Here is a 23576-nt window from a genome sequence, read left to right as displayed (position 1 = left end):
ATCAAAAAAGAAAAAAATGCTTATCCCAATGGTGTTGGTTTTCGTGATGCCAAGAATTCGTACAATTGATACCGAACGGTTATATCGTTCTGAACCTCTTTGAAGAGATGCTCGGCCTCCTTCGGGTTCAATTTTTCAAGCGCATTAAAGCGGTTTTCAAGATGCAAGAAATCCGACGCTTGTATCTTCGGCGGTTTGCTATCCAACTTCAACGGGTTTTCACCTTTTGCGATGAAATCGGGGTTGTAGCGATAAAGCAGCCATTGACCAGAATCAACAATTGCTTTTTGATGCCCGAGCGACTCCGACATTTCCATTCCGTGCGCGATGCAATGCGAATAAGCAATGATTATCGAAACCCCTTCATATTGCTCAGCTTCCAAGAAGGCCTTAAGCGTATGTTCATCGCGGGCGCCCATTGCTACCGAGGCGACATACACATTTTCATACGTCATTGCAATCAGCCCCAAATCTTTCTTTCGGCCGGGTTTCCCGCCAGAAGCAAATTTCGCGACCGCGCTGCGCGGTGTAGCTTTCGAGGCTTGACCGCCGGTGTTGGAATAGACTTCGGTATCAAGCACAAGAATATTGACATTCTTGCCGCTTGCAAGAACATGATCAAGCCCGCCGTAGCCGATGTCATACGCCCAGCCGTCGCCGCCGACAATCCAAACCGATTTCTTCACGAGCATATCGGCAAGGAATCGAAGTTCAATGGCATTCGGTGTAGTTGAAACAGCAAGCTTCTCTTTCAAAATGTCCACACGGGTGCGTTGATCATAAATTTCGGCTTCGGTTTTTTGCGAAGCGTTGAGAATGGCTGTTGCTAGATCATCTCCAATTTCTGAGGCAATGCTTCTTAAGAGATATTTCGCACGATCTTCTTGTTTATCAATCGAAACACGGAATCCGAAACCAAACTCCGCATTGTCTTCGAAGAGCGAATTTGCCCACGCCGGCCCTAAGCCTTGTGCATTTTTGCTCCACGGTGTGGTGGGTAAATTTCCACCAAAAATGGAAGAGCAGCCGGTGGCGTTGGCCACAACGGCACGGTCGCCAAAGAGTTGTGTAAGAAGTTTCAGATATGGTGTTTCGCCACAGCCGGAACAAGCACCGGAGAATTCAAAGAGCGGCTCTTGCAACTGCTGTTGTTTAATGGCACTCACATTGATTTTGCGGCGGTCATACTCGGGTAAGTTTAGGAAGTAAGACCAGTTTTTCTTTTCAGCTTCCAAAAGGGCTGCCTGAGGCGACATATTCAAGGCATGATGATTGGGGTCGGTTTTGCTCTTCGCGGGGCAAATATCCACGCAAAGCGTACAGCCGGTGCAATCTTCAGGTGCGACTTGAATGGTATAATTCAGCCCTTGCCACGAGCGGTCTTTTCCGGCCGTAGATTTGAAGGTTTCAGGCGCATTGGCCACCAGTTCAGGTTCATAGACTTTAACGCGGATGGCGGCGTGCGGGCAAATCATTGAGCACTTGCCGCATTGAATGCAGAGATCCATATCCCACACCGGGATGTTTTCGGCAAGGTTGCGTTTTTCATAACGAGCTGTGCCAACAGGATAAGTCCCGTCAACAGGAAAGACGCTTACAGGCAAATCATCGCCTAAGCCGCTGATGATGTTCCCAAGTACATCGCAAACAAAATCGGGTGCGTCTTCTGTAACGGCGTGTCGCATTGGAATATTGCTGGTGATTTCCTTTTTGATAGCCACTTGATATAAATGTGCCAAGGTGTCATCAACCGCTGCAATATTTTTTGCCACGACAGCATCCCCCTTTTTTTGATAGGTTTTTTTAATCGAATCTTTGATTTGATGGATTGCCTCGTCTTTGGGTAATGCTCCTGAAATGGCAAAGAAACAGGTTTGCATCACCGTATTGATTCTGCCGGTCATTCCGTTATCTCGCGCCACTTTATAGGCATCAATCACATAAAACTTCGCTTCTTTTTCAATCAAGGCTTCTTGAACTTTGGCGGGCAATTTATCCCAAACCTCTTCAGCCGAGTAAGCAGAATTCAAGAGGAAAGTGCCGCCTTTGACGAGCAATTTGAGCATGTCATAGCGATCAAGAAAAACCCATTGATGGCATGCAAGAAAATTAGCGCGGCTTACCAAATAAGTCGATTGAATTGGCGAGCTGCCAAATCGCAGGTGAGAAATTGTCATTGACCCTGATTTCTTTGAGTCGTAGACAAAGTAGCCCTGCGCGTAGAGATCGGTGTTTTCACCGATAATCTTAATCGAATTTTTATTGGCTCCCACGGTTCCATCGGCGCCTAATCCAAAAAAGAGAGCGCGGACAACCGTATCGGGTTCAGTTGAAAATGAGGCATCATAAGGAAGGCTGGTATGCGAGACATCGTCGTTGATGCCAATCGTAAAGTGATTTTTGGGTTGAACGGATTTCAGATTTTCATAAACCCCTTTTACCATTGCAGGTGTGAATTCTTTTGAAGAAAGGCCATAGCGGCCGCCAACGACTTTCGGCATCCGGCGAATTTTCCCGTATTCATTTTGCATCCCTTCATAAAGAGCGCTAATGACATCAAGATAAAGCGGCTCGCCGGTGCTGCCGGGTTCTTTGGTACGGTCAAGCACGGCAATCGTTTTAGTTGTGGCGGGCAAAGATTCCACAAACTTTTTGACATCAAACGGGCGATAGAGATGCGAAGTCACAAGCCCATACTTTTCCCCTTGCTTGTTAAGAACAGCGATGGTCTCGCGGACGGTTTCGTTACCGGAGCCCATCATGATAATAATATGCTCGGCATCGAGTGCCCCGAAGTAGTTGAAAATATGATAGCTGCGCCCGGTGAGGTCAGCAAATTCATTCATTGTTTTTTGAATGATGTCGGAAGCGGCAGCATAAAAAGGATTTGCGGTTTCGCGGCCTTGGAAATAGACATCGGGATTTTGCGCCGTACCGCGAATCACCGGATGCTCGGGAGCAAGTCGCCGCTCGCGATGGGTGCGAATGAGTGACTCAGGCAGCATCTGACGGATGATGTCATCCGAAATAACCGAAATTTTTTGAATCTCGTGCGAGGTGCGGAAGCCATCAAAGAAGTGCAAAATTGGCACGCGAGATTTTAGTGTGGCCACTTGAGCAATCAAGGCAAAATCATGAGCTTCTTGCACTGAGCTTGAAGAGAGCATCGCAAAGCCTGTTGAGCGAACCGACATGACATCGCTATGATCGCCAAAAATGGAAAGGGCTTGCGTAGCTAAAGAGCGTGCGGCAACATGCAAAACGAAGGGTGAGAGTTCGCCGGCAATTTTATACATGTTTGGAATCATCAGCAATAGCCCTTGGGATGCCGTAAATGTGGTCGTGAGTGAACCGGTTTGTAATGCCCCGTGAACAGCGCCCGCTGCGCCGCCTTCGGATTGCATTTCAACCACACTGGGAACCGTGCCCCAAACATTCACGATTTCTTTGCTTGCCCATTCATCGGAGAGTTCACCCATCGCAGAGGCGGGCGTAATCGGATAAATGGCGATAACTTCGTTGGTGCGGTAGGCGATGTGTGAAACCGCTTCGTTACCGTCCATCGTTTTAAAACTTAAGTCTTTTGCAACAGGGTCGAGTAATGCAGACATGTTGAACTCCTTACAGATAAATGAAAAATAAAAACGTCAGAAAAACCGTATGTACGGAACAGTGTAATTTACCCAAAGGAGATGCGCAATTTTCTCTAAAACAAATTAAGTAAAAGCCGATTTAGCCGAATTCAGGGCGAGAAGGCGGGAAAAGCGGGGGTTGGAGCAATCAATCGAAAAGATTAGGATTTTGAGGCAGGCGGAACGTCTTCATCGCGTGCACCGCCGTGCAATCGTATATGCGGGTAATGAGCGCCTGTTCTTTCAACCCAAACATCGCCGCCCTGCATATGGCTTGCTTCGTTGTTGGTAACAGAAAATCGATTTCGAGCAAGCGCAAAAACCTCTTCGGCAAAATTCAGATTTACTCGATCTGCATTGGTTGCGGTGTCATCGGCCGCTTTTGAGCGCAAGCTTAATAATTTTTCTGAGAGCACTTCGCCAATGACTTGATGAAGCCTTTGAAGTTCTTCAGCCGTTAATGTGGTGGTATTCATCGGTATTGTTGTTTACAGTATTTAATCCAGTTGGAAAAATAGCGATTTCAATCGAGACCGAGCATTATTTAAATGTGTTTCAATTTCTCGTTGTTCTATATGCTGTTCAATGGCAATTTCACTTAAAGATTTTTTGCGAATCTCAAAAAGCGTAATGATTTCGCGCTCGACTTTCGGCAAGGCATCAATGCAAGCCAAAAGCCGCTCGTGGTCTGTCTTCGGCGGCGGTGCTGGCTTTTCGGCCAAAGGGTTCTCAGCGCGCGACGCCAATTTTCTTGCGGCCATCGGTGGCAATTTTTTTGCAGGAGCTTTTTTGATGAATTCATCTGTTTCTGGAAGCGATGCCGCATTGCTGCCAATCGCCACTTTATCGCCCATTGTATTTTCAGCTTTTGGCAATTGAATCGAAATCAATCCGCTACCTTCGGCCTTAAATCCGTTTGCGATAAATGCTTCCTTCGCGGCTTCCTTTTCCAATTTCTCTTTGACCATTGCTGCGGCATCGAGATCTAAATTTTTGGAGAGCCGCAAGTCTTCGGGATGAGCGGGGTCTGGTTTGCGGGAATCAACTTCGCCGAAAAGCCTCATAAAATCATCATAATTCAGCCCTTTCGCTTCGCAATATGGCACTTCGCGATTCCAAATTTGATCGCAAAGCCTATGGTACTTTTCCCCGACTTCGGGCAAATGAATTGCTAAATCAAATCCATCGGCTTTATCTCGCGCTTCGGAGTTGTAAGGCAATTTCATCAGAATATTAATCCCTGCGGCTTCGGCGTAGCGATCGGCAATGCCGCTGCCATCATCGCGGTTAACGATGAGCCCCAATAGCCGCGAAGTTCCGCCAACGGTTTTGAAGTGATTATTGGCGATGCAAATATTATTGGCGGCGAAGATGGATTGCCGGTCATTCGAAACCACCAAAATCACTTCTTCGCAAAGCGAACGCGCGAGTGGTGTTGCAAAGCCGCCGCATACGACATCCCCAAGAAAATCCATTAAAATCACATCCAAATCCCATTTGAAAAGACCGAGCTTTTCGAGCACATCAAAGCCTGAAATAATGCCTCTGCCGCCGCAGCCTCGCCCCACTTCAGGGCCGCCGAGTTCGATGCCAAAAATATCGCCCCACGAATCGGTGAGCGAATCGGGGTGGCGTTTGAAGACGATGTCTTCCACTTGCACTTTTTCGTGTTTCATAGTGCGTTCGCCAAAGACTTCAGTAACGGTGGGCAATGAGAGTCCGCCGAATAGGGTGGTTGTGGAGTCGTGCTTTGGGTCGCAGCCAAGTTGAAGGGCGCGTTTGCCCGATTTGGCAAAAGTTGCTGTTAAGTTGGTGGTGGTAAAACTTTTACCGATTCCGCCTTTTCCATAGATGGCGATCGTTCTCGCAGGCATTGGATTCATAATTTGTGCATTGCAAACGGTCAATGCGATGATCAAAGATGATTGATGAGAGTGCAAATTCATTGCACCCGTCAAAGTTCTTCACACAGTTAATCGGCTTCCCACTCCAGTACCAATTTCAGGCAAGAGGAATCGTGAAAAGCGGCATCATAACTGTGTGCAATGTCTGTCCAAACGCTCTTTTGATGTGTGATAATCTTTTCAAACCCGATTTCGCGCTTTGCCATAACATCGAGTGCGCGGTCGAGATCGCCCATTGCCCACTGCTTCGCGACGAGAAAGCGTAGCTCTTTCATAAAGGCCATATTGTAGGGCAAGTCAATTTTTTCATAATATCCGCCAAGAATGACAGCGGCATTCATTTTGAGATAGCGAAGGCTTTCAGCTATTGCATTCATTGAGCCCGTGCAGTCGATAACTGCGTCAAAGGGTGTTGCCATCAAGACATCGGCACTGCCGGTTTCGGTGAGGTTGATTCGTAAATGCGCGGCGGATTTTTCCAATCGGGCGGCATTGAGATCCGTGGCGGCAATAAAACTTGCGCCAAAAAGCCGCGCAAATTCAGCCACTAAAAGCCCAACCGCCCCTTGCCCTAAAATGAGAATGCGCTTGTTCCTAACTGCCGCGAGATCGATGATATGAAGCGCGGTTGATGCAAGGGGAAGGAGAATGCCAAGCATTGGATTTTCAAGTGAATCAAGAAGTGTGACTTTATGCGCCGGCGAAACCAAATTATGAGAGGCACCGCCAAAGGCTGCATTGACGCCCACATAACCGAAAGAGCCTGAAACATAAACATACTTTCCTAAAAGCTCTTCGGGAACATGATCGCCGCGACCGATGATTTTTCCGACGGTTTCATAACCCGGAATTACGGGGAATTGGGTCATTTGCATTGTGGGCAATTTCCCCGAAAGAAGCATTTTTTCCGTTCCTGCGCTGACGCTTGACCAAACGGTTCGCACCAACACATCTTCATCCGTCATTTCGCGCAAGCCAACATCTTGAATTTCAATTTGGTTGGGGCCTGTAAATACCACGGCTTTCGTTCTCATCCTTTACTCCTTTCGACCTATACCAACCCTTGGGCTTGCAGGCGTTTTTCGTTTCGTTTCTCTAAATAAATCCGTATCAAATATTGCAATGCATTCAAGAGGTAGCTGATGTAAGCGGCAAATGCAGCCCAAACCAATACTTCTCGATCGTGAATAAAAATTGCCAAAATGAAATACAAAAAGTGAATACCCATTGCAATTGAACTGCCGACATCTTCCCAATAAAACTCCGGCGAAAAAACCCACTCGCCGAAGACCTCCTTTTCAAAAAAGGCACCGGTTACAAAGAGTATGATGAAAAAGAGTGTTTTGACAGCTACACCAATGGTAACCCAATAGAAATCGTGTATTTGATCGATGTAATAGAGGTAGGTAATGACCAAGCCGCCGAGGAAAACAAAAAATTGAATCGGGGCAAGAATGATTTGAATTTTTGTCCAAATCGATGCGTTGCGCAAACGGAGTTGCTCCGGTGTATAGCGTGGCATTGTTATGATTCCTTTTTCAAATATTGAGCTAAAACTTCACTCACACTGCTATAAATCTAAGCAAAAGGGATTCGGCTTCAAAAGAAAAAAAATTCCCTTATACGTCACAAACCGTCGATAGCTCAAAATACTTACTCAATCAAAGAGAATCGCCACGATTCACGTATCTTTGCCCGCTCTTTTTCTCCTCCGATAAAAGTTTCATCATTGATTTAATTCATACGCAATGCAACAGCTTGTTCAAAATGCCCAAAGCGGCACCATTAAAGTCAAAGAAGTTCCGATGCCCGCGCTCAAACCCGGAATGATTTTGGTTCGAAACCGATACAGTTTAATCAGTGCCGGAACCGAACGCACGAAAGTGGATTTCGGAAAAAAATCTTTGCTCGAAAAAGCACGCTCTCGCCCCGACCTTGTGAAGCTTGTGCTCAAACAAATGAAAGAACAAGGCATATTGGAAACATTGGACCGCGCCTTCAATAAGCTCAATAGCGATACCGCAATGGGTTATGCCACCGCCGGTACCGTGCTTGAAGTGGCGGATGACGTTGCAGGCATTCGCCCCGGCGATAAAGTGGCGTGCGCCGGGCAAGGCTACGCTTCACATGCCGAATTCGTGGTGGTGCCAAAAAACTTGTGTGTGAAAATTCCTGAAGGCGTCGGCGAAGATGCCGCATCTTACACCACTTTGGGCGCGATTGCCATACAAGGGCTTCGTCAAGCCAATGTCACACTCGGTGAAACGGTGCTTGTGCTGGGTTTGGGACTTGTGGGGCAATTGCTTTTGCAATCGCTCAAAGCCTCCGGCGCAAAAGTTATAGGCGTCGATGTCAATCCCGATTCCGTAAGGCTTGCCAAGGAACTCGGCGCTGACCTTGCACTAACGCGTTCAAGCGAAACCATCTTGGAAGAAATCAAAGGCTTTACCAATGGCTTTGGGGTGGATGCCGTTATTATTACCGCTTCGACTTCGCAAAACGATCCCGTCGAATTCGCCGCCGAAATCATGCGCGACCGTGGCCGCGTGGTGATGGTTGGCGTTACGGGAATGAACTTGCCCCGCGGCCCATATTATATGAAGGAATTAGACTTTCGCCTGTCGCGCTCTTACGGCGCAGGCCGCTACGATACCAATTACGAAGAAAAGGGAATTGATTACCCCATCGGGTATGTCCGCTGGACAGAGCAGCGCAATATGCAAGCCTTCCTTGACCTTTGCGCCGCCGGACGAATGAATACCGATAAACTCACCACGCATCGCTTCCCGATTGAATCGGGCGCGGATGCTTATAAACTCATCAGTGGTGAGGTGAAAGAGCGTTACATCGGCATTCTGCTTGATTATGGGACTTTCGACTCCACCGATGGTTATTGGGAAAAAGCGAAACACGATTCATCCACTAAATCAACCACGAAGCCAAAGCCAATGGAAGGTAAACTTGGCATCGGCTTTATCGGTGCGGGCAGTTTTGCGCAAGGCTATTTGATTCCGGCGCTGAAAGCGTCGGAAGTGGTGCGCTTAGAAACCGTTTGCAATGCTACGGGAGTCACGGCGGAAAATGTGAAATCGAAATTTGGCTTCGCGAAATCGACTTCGGAGATCAAAGCCGTTTTAGAGAACGACGCGATTGACGCCGTTTTGATTGCTACCCGCCACAATCTGCATGCCGAGATGGTGGTTGCTGCGCTTGAAGCCGGCAAGCATGTGTTTGTCGAAAAGCCACTTTCAATTGATGAAAACGGGCTTCGCGCGATTGTGGAAGCCAAAGCCAAACATCCGAATTTGGTGGTGCTCACCGGATTTAACCGCCGCTTCAGTGAGCCGGTTCGCGCACTTCAATCGTATTTTTCAGCATTGAAAGAACCAATTTCCGTGCATTACCGCGTGAATGCCGGCCCGCTTCCGCCCGACCATTGGACACAAGATCTCAGTGAAGGCGGCGGCAGGCTCATTGGCGAAGGGTGCCATTTTATCGATACGCTTCAATTCCTCATTGGCTCGGCGATTGAAAAAGTCTATGCCGAGCTTTTGCCGACGGCCGTGCGTGAAAACTTGGTGATTACGCTGCGGTTTAAAAATGGCAGTGTGGGGTGTGTGCATTATCTCTCGAATGGCGATAAGCTTTTCCCGAAAGAGCGGATTGAAATTTTTGGCGGTGCGCGAATTGGGATGATGGATAATTTCAAAACCGTGACACTTTCGGAGCAAGGGGCGCAGCGGGTGCGGGAGTTTTCGGGATTGAAAGGCCACCGTGAGGAAGTCGCGGCGTTTCTGAATGCGATTCAAAAGGGCGGCGCACCCATTTCATTCGAAAGTCAAGTCATGACAACTCTCGCAACCTTCAAAATCAACCAAAGCCTCAGTACGGGAATGCCGGAGTGGATGGAGTGAGTTAAGATTTAAGAGTTAAGTTTCAGTTGGCTGTCATTTCGAGCGCAGCGAGAAATCTCGGAACTTCCGCACACCAGAGATTTCCCAACCCTCTTCAAACCGCGTTGCTCCGTTCGAAATGACAAGCGTTAAATGAGAAGGCTACGCAAATCAAGGTGGTTGAGCTTGTCGAAACCACCGTGTCGTGAAGGGAGTCATTTCGACAGGCTCAATGACCCCCTTCACTTTGTCATTTCGAGGCTTAAATCTGCTCGTCAAGCTCGCCGCGGAATCCAGCTCGCTAATCATCCGGCATGTCATACCGACTTGTTCGGTATCTGACATGCCGCGAAGAGGAAATGAATCACCGGTTGAGCCTGTCGAAACCACTATATGAGGCTACGGGTTCTCGCAAAGCCGCAAAGGTGGATTTTCATTAAAGCAAACTGATATCTTCAACAGATATATCACATTGATTCAGAATGGCGCGGAGCGTTCCCCTAGGAATTGAGCCTGCGTGATGAGGAATCGTTGTTCTTTTTTTTGTTTTGGGGTTATACCAAATTTCATGACTTCCCTTCGCTTGTCGGTCAAATTCAAAGCCTGCTTTGCGAAGCTTTTGAATCAACTCTTTGTAGGTGAGGGTGGGTAGCTTACTCATTGTGAAATCGCAACGGGGATTTTAAGCGTGATTTCACGATTGGGATGGGCAAATTGAGCTTTGATCTTGTCCGGTAAGGCGTCGCCGTGTTCAAGGTATGATTCAATCAGTTTTCGGGCGACATCTTGCGCGATTTCAATGGTTTCGGCATAAGTTCTGCCTTGTGCCAAAAAGCCTTGAAGATCACTGCTCGTAGCTAAAAACCCACCTTCGTCTAAGGCTTCAATTTGTAAATCAATAAGAATTTCCATCGTGCTTATGGATAATGAATGATACTGGTCTTATACAACTAATTCCTAATTCAAATATAACGATGAATATTTTCAAGTAAAGATAAAGAGAGATGTTTTATTCAATTTCATGAAAGGAGAAAAAAGGGTATAAAGAACCCTTCAAATGGAGGAGATTTAGATCGTTGGAAAGAGCAAAGAATTGAGCATATATAAATCACTGTACCGCACGCCACAAAACTCTGTCTGAACCGTGATTCTTAGGATTAAAGGATGAACAGGATTAATACAACCAAGAGTGGTGGTTGAGCTTGTCGAAACCACCGTGTCGTGCACCACACTTCCGCAGCAAGTCATTCCGGCTTGTCCGGAATCCTGCACGCCACTCACCAACCGCATGTCATTTCGAGCGCAGTGAGAAATCTCAGACTCTTAACAAGCTTCAAAATTGAGGTGGTTGAGCTTGTCGAAACCACCGCGACGTGTAGGGGGGCATTTCGACAGGCTCAATGACCCCCCTTCACTTTGTCATTTCGAGGCTTAAATGTGCTCGCCAAGCTTGCAGCGAGAAATCTCCGACCTTCCGCACGCTTGAGATTTTCCAACCTTCTTCAAACCGCTTCAAGCCTTTCTAATTGACAGATTTTAAGCCGAAAATCGTTCGTTTTCATAACTATTCGCGTCTGATTCGATATTTGAAACATCTGATTCAAAATCAGGGGTGTCTGATTCGATATTTGAAGCATCTGATTCGATATTAGGTGGCTCTGATTCGAAATCAGGGGCGTCTGATTCAATATTTGAAGTATCTGATTCGAAATCAGGGGCGTCTGATTCGAAATTAGGTGGCTCTGATTCGAAATCAGGGGCGTCTGATTCGATATTTAAAGCATCTGATTCGTAATCGGAGGCGTCTGATTCAATATTTTAGGCTCTTGATTCGAAATCAGTCGTATCAAAATCAATATTTTGTCAAAAGAAATCGATATTTATCAGGTGCTTTCAATATTTATTGCAGTGATTTTAATTATTGAAGTCGTGTTTTCGATAAGCAGTGTGGTGCTTTCGATTATATGTTCAGTGCTTTCGATTTATCGGCCATAAGAATTTGATTTTTAATAAGAGGATTCGTTTTCAAGGAAAATTTCGGCGTTGGAATTATGTTATGAATAGGTGAACTTCACTGGTATAAGTGTAAAGGTGTGTTGAAGACATGTTCAAGGTTTGAAGAATTGTTTAGGGTCAAAAATCGTCCAAATCAACTTTTGAATTTTCGAGAAAGCGACGTTTGCGGGTGGATAAAAGGGTAACTTTACGAAGTTCTGTGAAGTTCGCTTTCAAACCCAAAAAAGGAGTGATTATGAAACCTATCCTTAATTTATCTCGCCGATTCGCCTTAACTTTTGTGTTATTAACGGGAATTTTCTCATTACAAATACTTGACGCCCAACCTATTCCCCCTTTTGATACCACCGCCTCACTTTACACTTTTAATCTACCGATGGAAGTTTATGGTGTAACCGAGTTTAAGGGGAATCTGCTGTTCTCAACCAAAACGAAATGGCTCATTACCGACCGATTTGGGAAAATCTTAGATAGCAGCAGAAGTGGAAGTTTTCAAGCCAATTTGACCAACAGCAACGGTAGGCTATTTGCCGCAAAAACCTCGCCACTTTTCAAGGGCTTGTATGAATTAGATACGGCTACTTTTTCCATTCAAGCGACTTTAAATGTAAAGAACAAAAATATTGGTGTCGTTAGTGTAGCAAATGAAAAAGGGGTACTTCGTTACATTGATTTATCAACTACGCCGAATACTTCAATGTTTCTCGTATCATCAGATACGATTTCAAACCAATACACATTTGAAAAGCAATTTCCACCTTATTTCATATTGACGTTAAATCTTCCCTCTGTAACGATAGAGCCGCAAGAAATCCAAACAAACCGATATTGGTTTGCCAGTACTTGCTATTTGGGTAGTAGCAGAAAGGGCGTTGTGGTGAATATCGATTCAAGCTTTCAAAGGCCCAAAAGGCAGTTTATTATTAATGACGTAAACTATGAAACAAACGCGACTCCTATTACCGGAATTACTTTCGTCCCAACCGGCGATACTGCGGCAGGCAAAACGGCGCTGCTTGTTGTCGCACAAAGAAGTGGGAAAGTAAAAGTATTTGACCCCTCGCAAAATGATTTTCAATATGACCCGATTCAACCCATTTCACCCACGTTCAACGCGCCAATCAATGCTGATAAAGGATTTACCCCTATATACACGGTTAGAAATCAAACCTACTTTTTTGTTGATAGCATTTATGCAGAATTAGAAATAAAAAATTCTCAAAATCAAAGCATTTATAAATCCACCAAGCGGCCAAAGCCCTTAGGCAATTGGGATGAAGACACGGTGGTATTCAACCCCATCACCGGACTACCAAAAGGCGAGTATTCATTAACCATAAGCATAAAACGAGATACTCTTCAGCCCGCGATTTCTTCCCGATCCCATACATTTACGGTTGAAGTCGTGGGATCGGAGAAATTGAACCGAAGAGTTGGATATCTCGCTGCGAATCGCGTGAAAACCAAGTTCCAAAACGACGGATTGATTGGAGGTAAAACATACATTTCACCTTTACTTCCTTCGCTTTCGTGGCCGGTAGAAGCCAATGAATACATTTATGATTTAAGTTTGATTCTTGGAACGGAACGCGTCTTCAGAGATACATTAGTGCTACCCTTTGTTGGAAGCTCAAACTATACTCGTTTAAGAGACAACAAGTCGGTTCCAGCACCACAACCCAACCCGAGAAGGGTCATTTTGCCGTTGACTTATCAAGGTAAAGATGCTTTTGATGTAACCGATACCGCCGTCTATGTCACCACTCATCAAGGTCCAAGGAGCGGAGTTTATCGAATTATCAATGGAAATTTTGAAGGGTTGCAACCTCAAAGCACCGATTTTAATCCGTTAAGCGCAAGCCCGGCATTGAAATCAGACCCCACAACTTACCCTGCATCGTGGGGTGGGAAATGGAAAACCCGCAGAAATGACGGCGTTTCGGATGCGAATGAAGAAACATACTTTGTCTTGGATGATGCCACAGACGGGCGTTGGTTCGAGCAGTATGGCTACCTTCCATTTAATAAGGCAGGCATTTACGGAGTTGGTTTTACCGTATCCGCGCGCTATTTGCAATTTACTCGTAGCGATTTGCAGGATGCGATTGTCTTTGCGTATGACATTAAGAATAACACCGCGTCACCGATGCAAAAAGTGGTAATCGGTAATGTGGTGGGAACTGCTGTAGGAAGGATGTTTAATCTAAATACTTCACTTTACAACAAAACGTTGAATTTAACTTATTCCTATAATCCGGGTTCAGAAGTTGATGCCTCTTGGGATAAGAGATATCCTGTTGGATATGTGGGCTTAAAACTTCTTGAAACGCCTAATCAATTAGGGTTAACCAGTTGGAAATTTGATTTGTCCTCTTTGCCAAGAATGGGGGAATCTGATAACCTATGGGAAATATCAAAACCGGGAACTTTTGATGAATTAATCCCCGATCCCAGAGATGGCGATTATACGCAAGGGACAGGTTACTTTACCCTGAATGCCGGTACAACAAAGCGATATGCGTATGCCATCGTATTTGGTGAAAATTATGATAAGCTTGTTGCCAATTCCATTGCGATTCAAAGTGCGTATGATTCTGTAATGAATGGAAATCCCGTCGATGCCCCACTTAGCGTTCAAAAACCGAAACAAGGTGTTGAGCGGTTTGAAATCATGCAAAACTATCCCAATCCGTTCAACCCTGCCACAACGATTCAATACCGTGTTCCCAATCGGAGCAATATCGAGTTGGAAGTATTTGATGTCTTGGGAAGAAGGGTCGCGATTTTAGATCAAGGCGTGAAAGAAATGGGAAGCTACTCGGTTGTATTTCGAGCGAGTGGCGTTGCAAGTGGCGTTTATTTTTACCGTTTGAAGTCATCAACTGGATTTATTGAAACCAAAAAGATGATATTGGTGAAATGAGGTCTTGATTCATTTTATGGAATTTATATGGGGTGAGTATCATTCATTTTTTTTGAATGAATGGGTCTAAAGCAACCTGATTTTATTCATGTCCACAACTCATATTGCGCTATGAAAAAAACATTGAATCTCTTAATTCTCTCTGTGTTATGCGGAACTGGAAATGGTTTAACACAAACCGTGAATGAAAACCTTTGGACTACAAATGGTCAAGTGAATGCTATAGCTATCGTGGGTGATACTGCATTCATCGGTGGTAATTTTACAATAGTTGGTCCTGCTTCGGGACAAGGAGTGGTTTTGGATACGAGTTTAGGTCTTAGAGATGATAAGTTTCCAAAAGTTGTAGGCGTAGTTCTAACTGTAGTTGCCGATGGCACCGGTGGCTGGATTATCGGAGGAGAATTTACGGCGGTAGGCGGTGAGCCAAGAAATAGGCTGGCTCGAATTAAGGAAGATAAAACGCTTGACCCGACTTGGAATCCGAATGTGAATAACATTGTCTATTCTCTGGCAATCTCGGGAAGCACGGTTTATGCAGGCGGAAATTTTACGACAGTCAATGGCAGCACACCGCGCAATTATTTAGCGGCGTTTGACTTGACCACAGGAACAGCAACCGGGTGGAATCCGAATGCTAATAGTAATGTCTATGCGCTAGCGGTTTTGGGCAATACGGTGTATGCAGGCGGCGATTTCATAATGGTCAATGGCAGCACACCGCGCAATTATTTAGCGGCTTTTGACTTGACTACAGGAGTGGCAAAGGAATGGAATCCGGAATTGAGCGGCGTTATTTATCCTACTGTCCGGGCACTAGCGATTTCAGGCAACACGGTTTATGCGGGCGGTGAATTTAAGATCGTCAACGGCAATGTAGGTCGCAATAACTTGGCGGCATTTGACCACACAAAAGGCACGGTGAAGGAGTGGAATCCAAATGTAAGCGCCGGTGAAAATTATCCTATAATCCGGAGTCTGGCCGTTTCAGGCAACACGGTTTATGCAGGCGGAAATTTTAGGATGGTCAATGGTAGTGTCGATCGCAAATTTTTGGCGGCGTTCGATACGACTAACGGCACGGTGAAGGAGTGGAATCCGAATGTAAGCGGTGGCTATTTTCCCAATGTCAATGCACTGGCGGTCTCTGGCAGCACAATCTATGCCGGGGGTGATTTCACAATTGTCAATGACAGTGTCAAGCGCAACTATTTGGCGGCGTTCAATACTAACGACGGTACGGCAACGGTGTGGAATCCGAATGCGAGCGGCGGCAATTTATTTTCTAAGGGAATTACGCCGGATTCTAAACTCTATGTCAGTTCTCTATCCGTTTCGGGCAACTCGGTTTATGCGGGTGGAAATTTTACGATGGTTAATAGCATTATCGAGCGAAATAATTTGGCAGCAATTGACCTCAAAACAGGTGCGGTTACATCGTGGAATCCGAATGTTAATGGAGATGTCAGCGCTTTGGCTGTCTCGGGCAGCACCCTCTATGCCGGCGGTATGTTTACAAAGGTTAATGAAAATGTCCGTCGTATATTTATAGCAGCAATTGACCTCAAAACAGGTACGGTTACATCGTGGAATCCGAATGTAAATGGAGATGTTAGCGCGTTTGCTGTCACTGGCAGTGCGGTTTATGCAGGCGGCTATTTCAGCAGGGTCAATGACAGCGTCGCGCGAAACAATTTGGCTGCGTTTGACCTGACCACCGGCACAGCAATTGAATGGAATCCTAATGTGAGCCACTTAAGAAATGGCTGTTGTCCTTTTATCAGTGCACTGGCCGTCTTAGACAGCACAGTCTATGTGGGCGGGAATTTCACCTTAGTCAATGGCAGCACGACGCGAAACAACTTGGCAGCATTTAATATGAAAGATGGCACCGTAACTGCGTGGAATCCGAATGTGAATAACACTGTCTTTGCACTGACCGTCACGGGCAATACGGTCTATGCGGGTGGATTATTCACAGCGGTTAATGGCAGCACATCTCGTAACAGAATGGCAGCGTTTAATACAAACGATGGCACCGCAACGGTGTGGAATCCGAATGCGAGTGGCATTGTCAATGCTCTGGCGGTTTCAGGCGGCACAATCTACGCCAGCAGTTTTAACACCTTGGCGGCGTATGACCTTGTGAATGGCGCAGCTATGGCTTGGACTCTCAATGTGAACGGTGAAGTCAGAGCGCTGGCAGTTTCGGACAACGCGGTTTATGCGGGCGGCAGTTTCAAGGCAGTCAAAAACATTCCGCAAGCAAATTTTGCTGGAATTAACACTAACCTTTTATCCACTAAAGAAACCAAAGCGATACAATTAAGCCAAATCGCGCTTCAGCAAAACTATCCCAATCCATTCAACCCTGCCACAACGATTCAATACCGCGTGCCAAGTCGGAGCAACATTGAATTGGAAGTATTTGATGTGTTGGGAAGAAGGGTCGCGATTTTAGATCAAGGCGTGAAAGAAATGGGAAGCTACTCGGTTGTATTTCGAGCGAGTGGCGTTGCAAGTGGCGTTTATTTTTATCGGTTGAAGTCATCAACTGGATTTATTGAAACCAAAAAGATGATTCTTATCAAGTAGTCAGGCGGTCATTTTAGTAAAAGGCGCAAGTGAAAAGACTTGCGCTCTTTTTATTTAATGACACCTACTATTGAATAAACTTATGGTCATTTCGAACGGAGCGAAGCGGTTTGAAGAATTTTGGGAAATCTCTGGTGTGCAGAAAATCTGTGATTTCTCGCTTCGCTCGAAATGACTCCTTCAAATGAAGGGTTCACAGATTCCCGACGCGTCGCTAAAGCGACTTGCGGGGATGACATGTAAGGAAAGATTCACCCTTAACTCATAACTGAACACTCTTAGCTCTTCCCTGAACTTTCATTTCTCAGCTTGCTATTGCGGTAGCCATATCCGAAGTAAATCACAAGTCCAACCCCGACCCACACCAAAAATCGAATCCAATTTTCAACCCCAAGCTCAGTCATCAAAAAGAGATTGACCAAAATCCCAAGCTGCGGTATTAAAGAAAGCCGAAGCCTCACACTCTGCACGGCAAGACCGAAAAAGACTATCCAAAAAATGAGTTGCTGCGGTTTCTCAAAAAAAGACGCTGTGTAACCCTCCATTTGGGTAAAGGCAACAGCAAGCGAAAGCACCAATAGCACCGGAATAATCACTTGCCCATTCACATACGGCACACGGAATTTCGCCGCCGTGTTTTTCCCTTCCGGATCCAAAACGAGCACACCACCACACACCAAAATAAACGCGAAGAACGTGCCCACACTTGTAAGGTCGGTAACCACTTGCATATTCAAGAAAAGTGCGGGAACGCCAACAAGAAAACCGGTGAGAATCGTCGAAAAGTCGGGTGTTTTATACTTCGGGTGAATGCGTGAAAAGATTTTCGGCAAAAGCCCATCGCGGCTCATTGCCATCCAAATTCGCGGCTGGCCCAATTGATACACCAATATCGCGCTCGTGATCGCAACCACCGCGCTTACGGCAATCACGCCCGATATAAAATGCATCCCAACCTTTGCAAAGACATACGCAAGTGGGTCAGAGACGCCAAGCTCTTTATAAGGCACCATTCCTGTAAGCACCATTGTAATCGCGACATAGAGCACAGTGCAAATAATGAGCGAGTAAATCATCGCTTTGGGCAAATCGCGCTGTGGGTCTTTGCACTCCTCCGCAGTCGTCGAAACGGAATCGAAACCGATAAACGCGAAAAACACCGCCGCGACACCGCTGAGCACACCGCCCACCCCATTCGGCGCAAAGGGCGTCCAGTTTTCGGGCGTCACAAAAAAGACGCCGGCCACAATCACAAAAATGATTACCCCAACCTTAAACACCACAAGCGCATTGCTGGCGGTGCGCGATTCCTTAATCCCGACATAAACAAGCGCGGTGATAAGAAGAACGATAAGAAGTGCAGGGAAATCGGCGATGAATTTCAATCCTAAAAAAGAAGGTGCGGACTCGTAGGCCTTTGCCGCCGTGAGAACGGAAGAAGGAAAATCACTGAGCGGCTTTCCTGAAGCAAGTGCCGCTTGCACATCTGCAAAAGACTTGCTTGCCGTTCCGAAGTCCATTGCTAAGTATTCGGGCACATGCAAGCCAAATCCCGAAAGCATCGACGTGAAATACTCCGACCACGAAATGGCCACCACCATATTGCTCACGGCATATTCTAAAATCAATGCCCAGCCAATCATCCACGCTGTCATTTCACCGAGCGAAACATAGGCGTAAGTATAAGCACTGCCACTCACGGGAACTGTAGAGGCAAACTGCGCATAGCAAAGCGCCGTGAATACACAAGCAATGGCCATCACAATGAATAGAATCGAAATGGCGGGGCCCCCGTTGAAACTTGCATTCCCGATGGTTGAAAAAATCCCTGCACCGATAATGGCCGCCACACCAAGCGAGGTAAGGTCAAAGGTCGTAAGCACCCGATTGAGGCTGTTTTCACCGTGCTTTTCGGGCGGTGCAATAATTTTCTTTTGAAGAAGCGATTGAAAAAAGGGTGGAGTGGAATCGGATGACGATGAAGCCATAAAAACGTGTTGCTTGAGATGTTGTTGATAAAAAAAGAAGATACATCTGAAATTGCCGTTTGAGGAAAGGAATGCGAAAGAAAAAAGAGATAATTCGTTGAAGAAATCAATGTTGTGGAAACTAATGAAGGAATGCAATGACGAGAAGAGTTAATTCAACTGCGGGTTTTCGGGAAAATTAGCGAGCAGCGCGAAATCTCCGCCAAGCCGCTTAAGCGCACGGCTCCAGATGCGGTCGGCAGGTTCATCAAAAAGTTGCGCGTCGGAAATATCGCCCATAATCCAAGCAGATTCGGTGATTTCACCGGCAAGTTGACCTGCCCCCCATCCGGAGTAACCCAAAAAGAAACGAACGTCATCGGGAGAGCCAATGCCTGAGTCGAGGAGGGTTTTGACCAATTCATACTCGCCGCCCCACCATATTCCCGGGCTAATTTCAAGACACTTGCCCGCCTTGGTTCCAAAACGATGCAAGAAGTGAATGGTATTCGGTTGAACCGGCCCGCCCAAGTAGAGTGGGGCATCCCAGCCTTCAATATTTTCCATTACCTCGCTTACCGTGAGATTGAGCTCGCGGTTTAAGACAAGCCCGAACGTACCGCTCTCATTATGCTCGCAAAGCAACACGGCTGTTCGCTTAAAGTTTTGATCTTCAAGGGTAATGCTTGAGATGAGGAGTTTTCCTGCTTCTATTTCAAATGCCATAATCTTCTTTGAAATCATTCCTTAACAAAACGCACCGGAAACCTTTTTTTGTCCTTTTCACGAATGTAATACCCTTCAAGCGGTTTTCCTTTCCACGCTTTCGTGAAGTAAAAAGTGCCTAATAATTTTTCGCCTTCGTGCTCCATAAAGACAAACTCAAATTTGGGGTCTTCGGTGAGTGAAGCCATAGTCCCTACCGTATCGCCTTTGGAATAAACGATGTTAAAAAGCCCGGCTTCGCGGTCAGCCTCTGAAAGTACTCGCGCCCGAAAGGTCGTTTTACCAATCCGATAAGTCCCTTCAAAGCTTTGTGCAGAAAGGGAAAGCGAGCTTAGAATAAGAAATACCGCGAAAAGAAATGCAGGCAAACGGTTCATGAAACGATAGGTTTAAGTATTACTAGAAAGTATAGATAAAGTTCTACTTGGCCTGTGCTTTAGGTAACGACAAATTTTTTAATTCCCAAAGCCGCCACCACTCCGTTCTCGGCGACTCGTGATGCTCCCAATGGTAGCCAAAAAAGTAGCACGAAAAAAAAGACCAGAGATGATTCTTCGCCTGCGAGCGCGCCCGATGCGGTTGCATTTGTGGTTCGAGCGGCAATCGATGCGGCAGATAGGTGCCGAAGTAAAAGAGTTGTAACGAACCCCAAAGCGAAGGGATGACCCAAAACAACCAAATGGTGATTTCTGAAATCCCTAAAACGCGTTCAAAAAAGTTGTAGAGAAGTGCCATTAGGATGATTTGCGACCACGTTTTATACCGCCAAATAAACGAGCCAAACCAAACAAAGAAATTTTGCGATGCAGCGTTGAAATCAGGGTCTTCAGGCGTCGCAGGGCCTTCGTGATGCTTAAAGTGATTTCGCCGCAGCATTGGGTAGCTCATTGCTGCATAGAGAAACGAGGCAACTGCACCAATCAAATGATTGAGCCACTTTATGCGGCTTACGGTGCCGTGCATTGCATCGTGCGCGGTGATAAACAGCCCTGTTGTCAGCCACCCTTGAAGCGCAAGGTGAAAAAACGCGGTCAATATGAAAGCGCCTTGCCTATTGCTTGGCTCAAAAGTCGTAAAGAGATACGCCAAATGCGTGCACCACAAAAAGATGATAAGAAGCCCGATTGCCGAGCCTAAAAAGGCCGGTCTTGGAGGTAATGGATAAGCGTTCGTCATACAGTTTAGCTGAAATAAAAGAAAAGGAAAGAAGGGCGAAAAAGATTTCCTAATTCTATGGGGTCAAGATAAAAAATTAATTTGCAGGATTTGTGAGATGCCGTATATTTGCGCCCTTGATTTTTTTTGTGATGTATTTCGTTTTGTTGAGTAGGTAAGATAAAGATGAAAGAGGTTTCTTGGTCAAGGTTTTGGTCGGAAACTGTATCAGGCGCGGGGTTATGGGCAAGTCCTATACAGCGGCCGACTACCCAATCATGTCAGGTCCGGAAGGAAGCAGCATCCGGTAGTTCGGGCGTGTGATATAGATCGCTTGCCCTTTTTTTATTCCCAAAGGTATAACAAACAAGTTGGTATTATTTCTGTTAAATTGATAAACTGTTAAACTGAATAGAGGAGATGACAATGCCTTCGAAAAGCGATTTCTTGAAAGAAACAATTCAGCACATCGATATGAAAAAATACGATGTGGTTTCTATGGTTGAAGATATGGATAAAATGGCCTTTCAGGCCCGCAACCTATCAAAAGCCGCCAAGTATTTTGATATGATGCAAGCCGATAAAGATTGCGCCGTGATTCTCACGCTCGCCGGCTCTCTGATTAGTGCCGGGCTCAAGCAAATCATTATTGATATGGTTGAAAACAATATGGTTGATGCTATTGTCTCAACCGGCGCTAATATTATCGATCAAGACTTTTTCGAAGCATTAGGCTTTAAGCATTACATAGGTACTCCGTTTGTTGATGATGCCATTCTTCGCGATTTGCACATCGATCGTATTTACGATACCTACATCGATGAAGATGATCTTCGCGTTTGTGATGATACCACCGCCAATATTTTCAAATCTTTGGAGCACAAAGCCTATTCTTCACGCGAATTGCTCGTTGAATTTGGCCGTTATATCAACGAACATCATCCCAACGCCAATTCGATTATTCTTTCGTGCTTCAAGAAAGGCGTGCCGATTTTCGTTCCGGCATTTTCCGATTGCTCCGCCGGTTTCGGTATTGTTCATCATCAATGGAATAACCCCGAGTCGCATATTTCTTTCGATAGCGGAAAAGACTTTTTAGAACTCACCCGCGTGAAAATCGAAAATCCAACCACCGGTATTTTTATGATTGGTGGGGGCGTTCCGAAAAACTTTACGCAAGACATTGTTGTCGCGGCAGAAGTATTAGGTTACGAAGATGTTGCGATGCATAAATATGCCGTTCAACTCACCGTTGCGGATGAACGCGACGGGGCGCTTTCGGGCTCAACGCTCAAAGAAGCCAGTTCGTGGGGCAAAGTGGATACCACTTACGAACAAATGGTTTTTGGTGAAGCCACGGTAACCCTTCCATTGATTGCCGGCTACGCTTATCATAAAAAGAATTGGAAGAGCCGCCCTGAGCGCAATTTCAATAAAATGCTCGCTACAAAGCATGAACCTGTTGGTGCCAAATAAGCACTCATGAATTGGGGAAATAAAATTCAAGCCCCGTGAAAAAAAGTTCGCGGGGTTTTGTTTTTTTTGGTAAGTTTCAACATTACGATGTTATCACGGAGTTTTTTGGCAGCGCATTGAGTGTTCGATTCGCTTGCACTCTTCAACACTTGAAATTGTTATCTCAGCCGAACTATGAAATTTTTTATTGATACAGCCAATCTCGAAGAAATCAAGGAAGCGCAATCGCTTGGTGTGTTGGATGGTGTAACCACCAACCCGACACTAATCGCCAAGGAATTGAAACCACTGACATACGACGCATTTACCAATCATATTTTAAAAATCTGCCAATTGGTAGATGGCCCGGTCAGCGCTGAGGTGACAACCCTTAAGGCCGATGAAATGATTGCCGAAGGCGAACACTTGGCAGATATTCACGAAAATGTTGTGGTAAAGGTTCCATTGACCTACGAAGGAATTAAAGCCACAAAGTATTTTAGCACCAAGGGGATAAAAACCAATCTCACGCTGGTTTTTTCAGCCAATCAAGCGTTGCTTGCGGCAAAAGCCGGCGCAACTTATGTTAGCCCGTTCATTGGTCGCTTGGATGATGTTAGCACCGACGGAATGGCGTTGATTGAGCAGATTGTCACGGTTTTCAGAAACTACGATTTACCAACACAAGTTTTGGCGGCGAGCATCCGCCATCCGGTTCATGTGCTTGAAGCTTCGCTGCTTGGCGCCGATGTTGCCACTATTCCGCTTAAGGTGATTGAGCAATTGGTGAAGCATCCACTGACCGATTTAGGGCTTCAGAAGTTTATGGAAGATGCGAAATCGATGCGTGAAAAAACGGCAAAAGTTTAATTAAGAAGTACTATTTTTGAGTTTCCAACTCCTTAAAAACATCAAACCAGTACAACAATGACACGATTTGAAGAATTGAAGGCAATGATTTCTGAAATGGAAGAAGATTTTCGGAAGTTTTACGACAAGGGCAATAAATCTGCGGGCACGCGCGTCCGTAAGCATATGGCCGACCTCAAGCGGAAAGCACAAGAAATCCGAACGGAGGTTCAGAACCTGAAACAAACCGATTCCGGCAAAGAGGAATAAGTTTCGCTTCAAAACAATAATTGAAAAAGCCGCATTTGCGGCTTTTTTTGTTTGAAAGTGTTTCTGTTAAATGTGATTTTACTTACAACCTACACCCCTTCCTTTTGAAATGGTCCCTTCATTTTGTCATTCCGGTGCTATATGATGCTCGTCATGCTCTCTGCGGAATCCTGCAAGCCACAATGTGAGGT

21 protein-coding genes, 1 other RNA gene and 1 pseudogene are annotated in these 23576 nt (G+C 45.7%); 9 read left to right on the top strand and 14 right to left on the bottom strand.

What is annotated here, in order from left to right; all coding sequences use genetic code 11:
• Positions 1 to 20 precede the first annotated feature (20 nt).
• From nifJ to bchF, 6 genes and pseudogenes are all read right to left on the bottom strand, one after another.
• Complete coding sequence (nifJ, locus tag SFU91_03695) at positions 21 to 3611, bottom strand: pyruvate:ferredoxin (flavodoxin) oxidoreductase (GenBank protein MDX2128118.1); 3591 nt, start codon at positions 3609 to 3611, stop codon at positions 21 to 23.
• A 182-nt stretch (positions 3612 to 3793) separates the two neighbouring features.
• A complete protein-coding gene (locus tag SFU91_03690) occupies positions 3794 to 4108 on the bottom strand; it encodes a hypothetical protein (GenBank protein ID MDX2128117.1) in 315 nt (104 codons plus the stop codon).
• Between the two features lie 21 nt (positions 4109 to 4129).
• Positions 4130 to 4393, bottom strand: coding sequence for a sigma factor-like helix-turn-helix DNA-binding protein (locus tag SFU91_03685; GenBank protein MDX2128116.1), 264 nt, complete (start codon positions 4391 to 4393; stop codon positions 4130 to 4132).
• A 243-nt stretch (positions 4394 to 4636) separates the two neighbouring features.
• Positions 4637 to 5506, bottom strand: a pseudogene (locus SFU91_03680) (chlorophyllide a reductase iron protein subunit X).
• A gap of 98 nt (positions 5507 to 5604) precedes the next feature.
• Positions 5605 to 6570: a chlorophyll synthesis pathway protein BchC gene (gene bchC / locus SFU91_03675; protein MDX2128115.1), complete on the bottom strand. Its 966-nt coding sequence runs from the start codon at positions 6568 to 6570 to the stop codon at positions 5605 to 5607.
• Between the two features lie 17 nt (positions 6571 to 6587).
• Complete coding sequence (bchF, locus tag SFU91_03670) at positions 6588 to 7058, bottom strand: 2-vinyl bacteriochlorophyllide hydratase (protein MDX2128114.1); 471 nt, start codon at positions 7056 to 7058, stop codon at positions 6588 to 6590.
• Positions 7059 to 7284: 226 nt separating this feature from the next.
• On the opposite strand from bchF, the gene SFU91_03665 reads away from it, so the two are divergent.
• On the top strand, positions 7285 to 9450 hold the full coding sequence (locus SFU91_03665; GenBank protein MDX2128113.1) for a bi-domain-containing oxidoreductase: 2166 nt from the start codon (positions 7285 to 7287) through the stop codon (positions 9448 to 9450).
• Between the two features lie 150 nt (positions 9451 to 9600).
• On the opposite strand, the gene SFU91_03660 is transcribed toward SFU91_03665, so the two are convergent.
• From SFU91_03660 to SFU91_03645, 4 genes are all read right to left on the bottom strand, one after another.
• Positions 9601 to 9774, bottom strand: a complete 174-nt coding sequence (locus SFU91_03660) for a hypothetical protein (protein ID MDX2128112.1) — start codon at positions 9772 to 9774, stop codon at positions 9601 to 9603.
• A 91-nt stretch (positions 9775 to 9865) separates the two neighbouring features.
• Positions 9866 to 10090 carry a type II toxin-antitoxin system HicA family toxin gene (locus SFU91_03655; protein ID MDX2128111.1) on the bottom strand — a complete coding sequence of 75 codons (225 nt, stop codon included), beginning with the start codon at positions 10088 to 10090 and terminating at the stop codon, positions 9866 to 9868.
• Entirely contained in the window at positions 10087 to 10341 is a 255-nt protein-coding gene (locus SFU91_03650; GenBank protein MDX2128110.1) for a type II toxin-antitoxin system HicB family antitoxin, read from the bottom strand. The genes SFU91_03655 and SFU91_03650 overlap by 4 nt, the downstream gene beginning before the upstream one ends.
• A gap of 156 nt (positions 10342 to 10497) precedes the next feature.
• A complete protein-coding gene (locus SFU91_03645; GenBank protein MDX2128109.1) occupies positions 10498 to 10719 on the bottom strand; it encodes a hypothetical protein in 222 nt (73 codons plus the stop codon).
• A gap of 322 nt (positions 10720 to 11041) precedes the next feature.
• Between SFU91_03645 and SFU91_03640 the strand changes: the two genes are divergently transcribed.
• The 4 genes from SFU91_03640 (at position 11042) to SFU91_03625 (ending at position 16963) form a co-directional block, all read left to right on the top strand.
• Positions 11042 to 11224 carry a hypothetical protein gene (locus SFU91_03640; protein MDX2128108.1) on the top strand — a complete coding sequence of 61 codons (183 nt, stop codon included), beginning with the start codon at positions 11042 to 11044 and terminating at the stop codon, positions 11222 to 11224.
• Between the two features lie 65 nt (positions 11225 to 11289).
• Positions 11290 to 11424 (top strand): hypothetical protein, encoded by a 135-nt coding sequence (locus tag SFU91_03635; protein MDX2128107.1) that lies wholly within the window; start codon positions 11290 to 11292, stop codon positions 11422 to 11424.
• Between the two features lie 256 nt (positions 11425 to 11680).
• Complete coding sequence (locus SFU91_03630) at positions 11681 to 14368, top strand: T9SS type A sorting domain-containing protein (protein ID MDX2128106.1); 2688 nt, start codon at positions 11681 to 11683, stop codon at positions 14366 to 14368.
• 111 nt (positions 14369 to 14479) lie between these two features.
• Positions 14480 to 16963 carry a PQQ-binding-like beta-propeller repeat protein gene (locus SFU91_03625; GenBank protein MDX2128105.1) on the top strand — a complete coding sequence of 828 codons (2484 nt, stop codon included), beginning with the start codon at positions 14480 to 14482 and terminating at the stop codon, positions 16961 to 16963.
• A 278-nt stretch (positions 16964 to 17241) separates the two neighbouring features.
• Here the strand turns inward: SFU91_03625 and SFU91_03620 are convergent, their stop codons facing one another.
• From SFU91_03620 to SFU91_03605, 4 genes are all read right to left on the bottom strand, one after another.
• Entirely contained in the window at positions 17242 to 18951 is a 1710-nt protein-coding gene (locus SFU91_03620; protein MDX2128104.1) for an amino acid permease, read from the bottom strand.
• A gap of 150 nt (positions 18952 to 19101) precedes the next feature.
• Positions 19102 to 19656 carry a YqgE/AlgH family protein gene (locus tag SFU91_03615; GenBank protein ID MDX2128103.1) on the bottom strand — a complete coding sequence of 185 codons (555 nt, stop codon included), beginning with the start codon at positions 19654 to 19656 and terminating at the stop codon, positions 19102 to 19104.
• Between the two features lie 14 nt (positions 19657 to 19670).
• Positions 19671 to 20033, bottom strand: coding sequence for a hypothetical protein (locus SFU91_03610; protein ID MDX2128102.1), 363 nt, complete (start codon positions 20031 to 20033; stop codon positions 19671 to 19673).
• 43 nt (positions 20034 to 20076) lie between these two features.
• Positions 20077 to 20832: a fatty acid desaturase gene (locus tag SFU91_03605; protein ID MDX2128101.1), complete on the bottom strand. Its 756-nt coding sequence runs from the start codon at positions 20830 to 20832 to the stop codon at positions 20077 to 20079.
• Positions 20833 to 21055: 223 nt separating this feature from the next.
• Here SFU91_03605 and ffs point away from each other — a divergent pair.
• The 4 genes from ffs (at position 21056) to SFU91_03585 (ending at position 23385) form a co-directional block, all read left to right on the top strand.
• An RNA gene (gene ffs / locus SFU91_03600) (signal recognition particle sRNA small type) lies at positions 21056 to 21154 on the top strand.
• A gap of 68 nt (positions 21155 to 21222) precedes the next feature.
• A complete protein-coding gene (locus SFU91_03595) occupies positions 21223 to 22287 on the top strand; it encodes a deoxyhypusine synthase (protein ID MDX2128100.1) in 1065 nt (354 codons plus the stop codon).
• 174 nt (positions 22288 to 22461) lie between these two features.
• Positions 22462 to 23136, top strand: a complete 675-nt coding sequence (gene fsa, locus SFU91_03590) for a fructose-6-phosphate aldolase (GenBank protein MDX2128099.1) — start codon at positions 22462 to 22464, stop codon at positions 23134 to 23136.
• Between the two features lie 57 nt (positions 23137 to 23193).
• A complete protein-coding gene (locus SFU91_03585; GenBank protein ID MDX2128098.1) occupies positions 23194 to 23385 on the top strand; it encodes a histone H1 in 192 nt (63 codons plus the stop codon).
• The last annotated feature ends 191 nt before the right edge of the window (positions 23386 to 23576 follow it).

The sequence above is a fragment of the Chloroherpetonaceae bacterium genome (assembly GCA_033763895.1).
In the GTDB taxonomy this organism is placed as follows: Bacteria; Bacteroidota; Chlorobiia; order Chlorobiales; family Thermochlorobacteraceae; genus JANRJQ01.
This window is presented reverse-complemented; position numbering and strand designations above follow the sequence as displayed.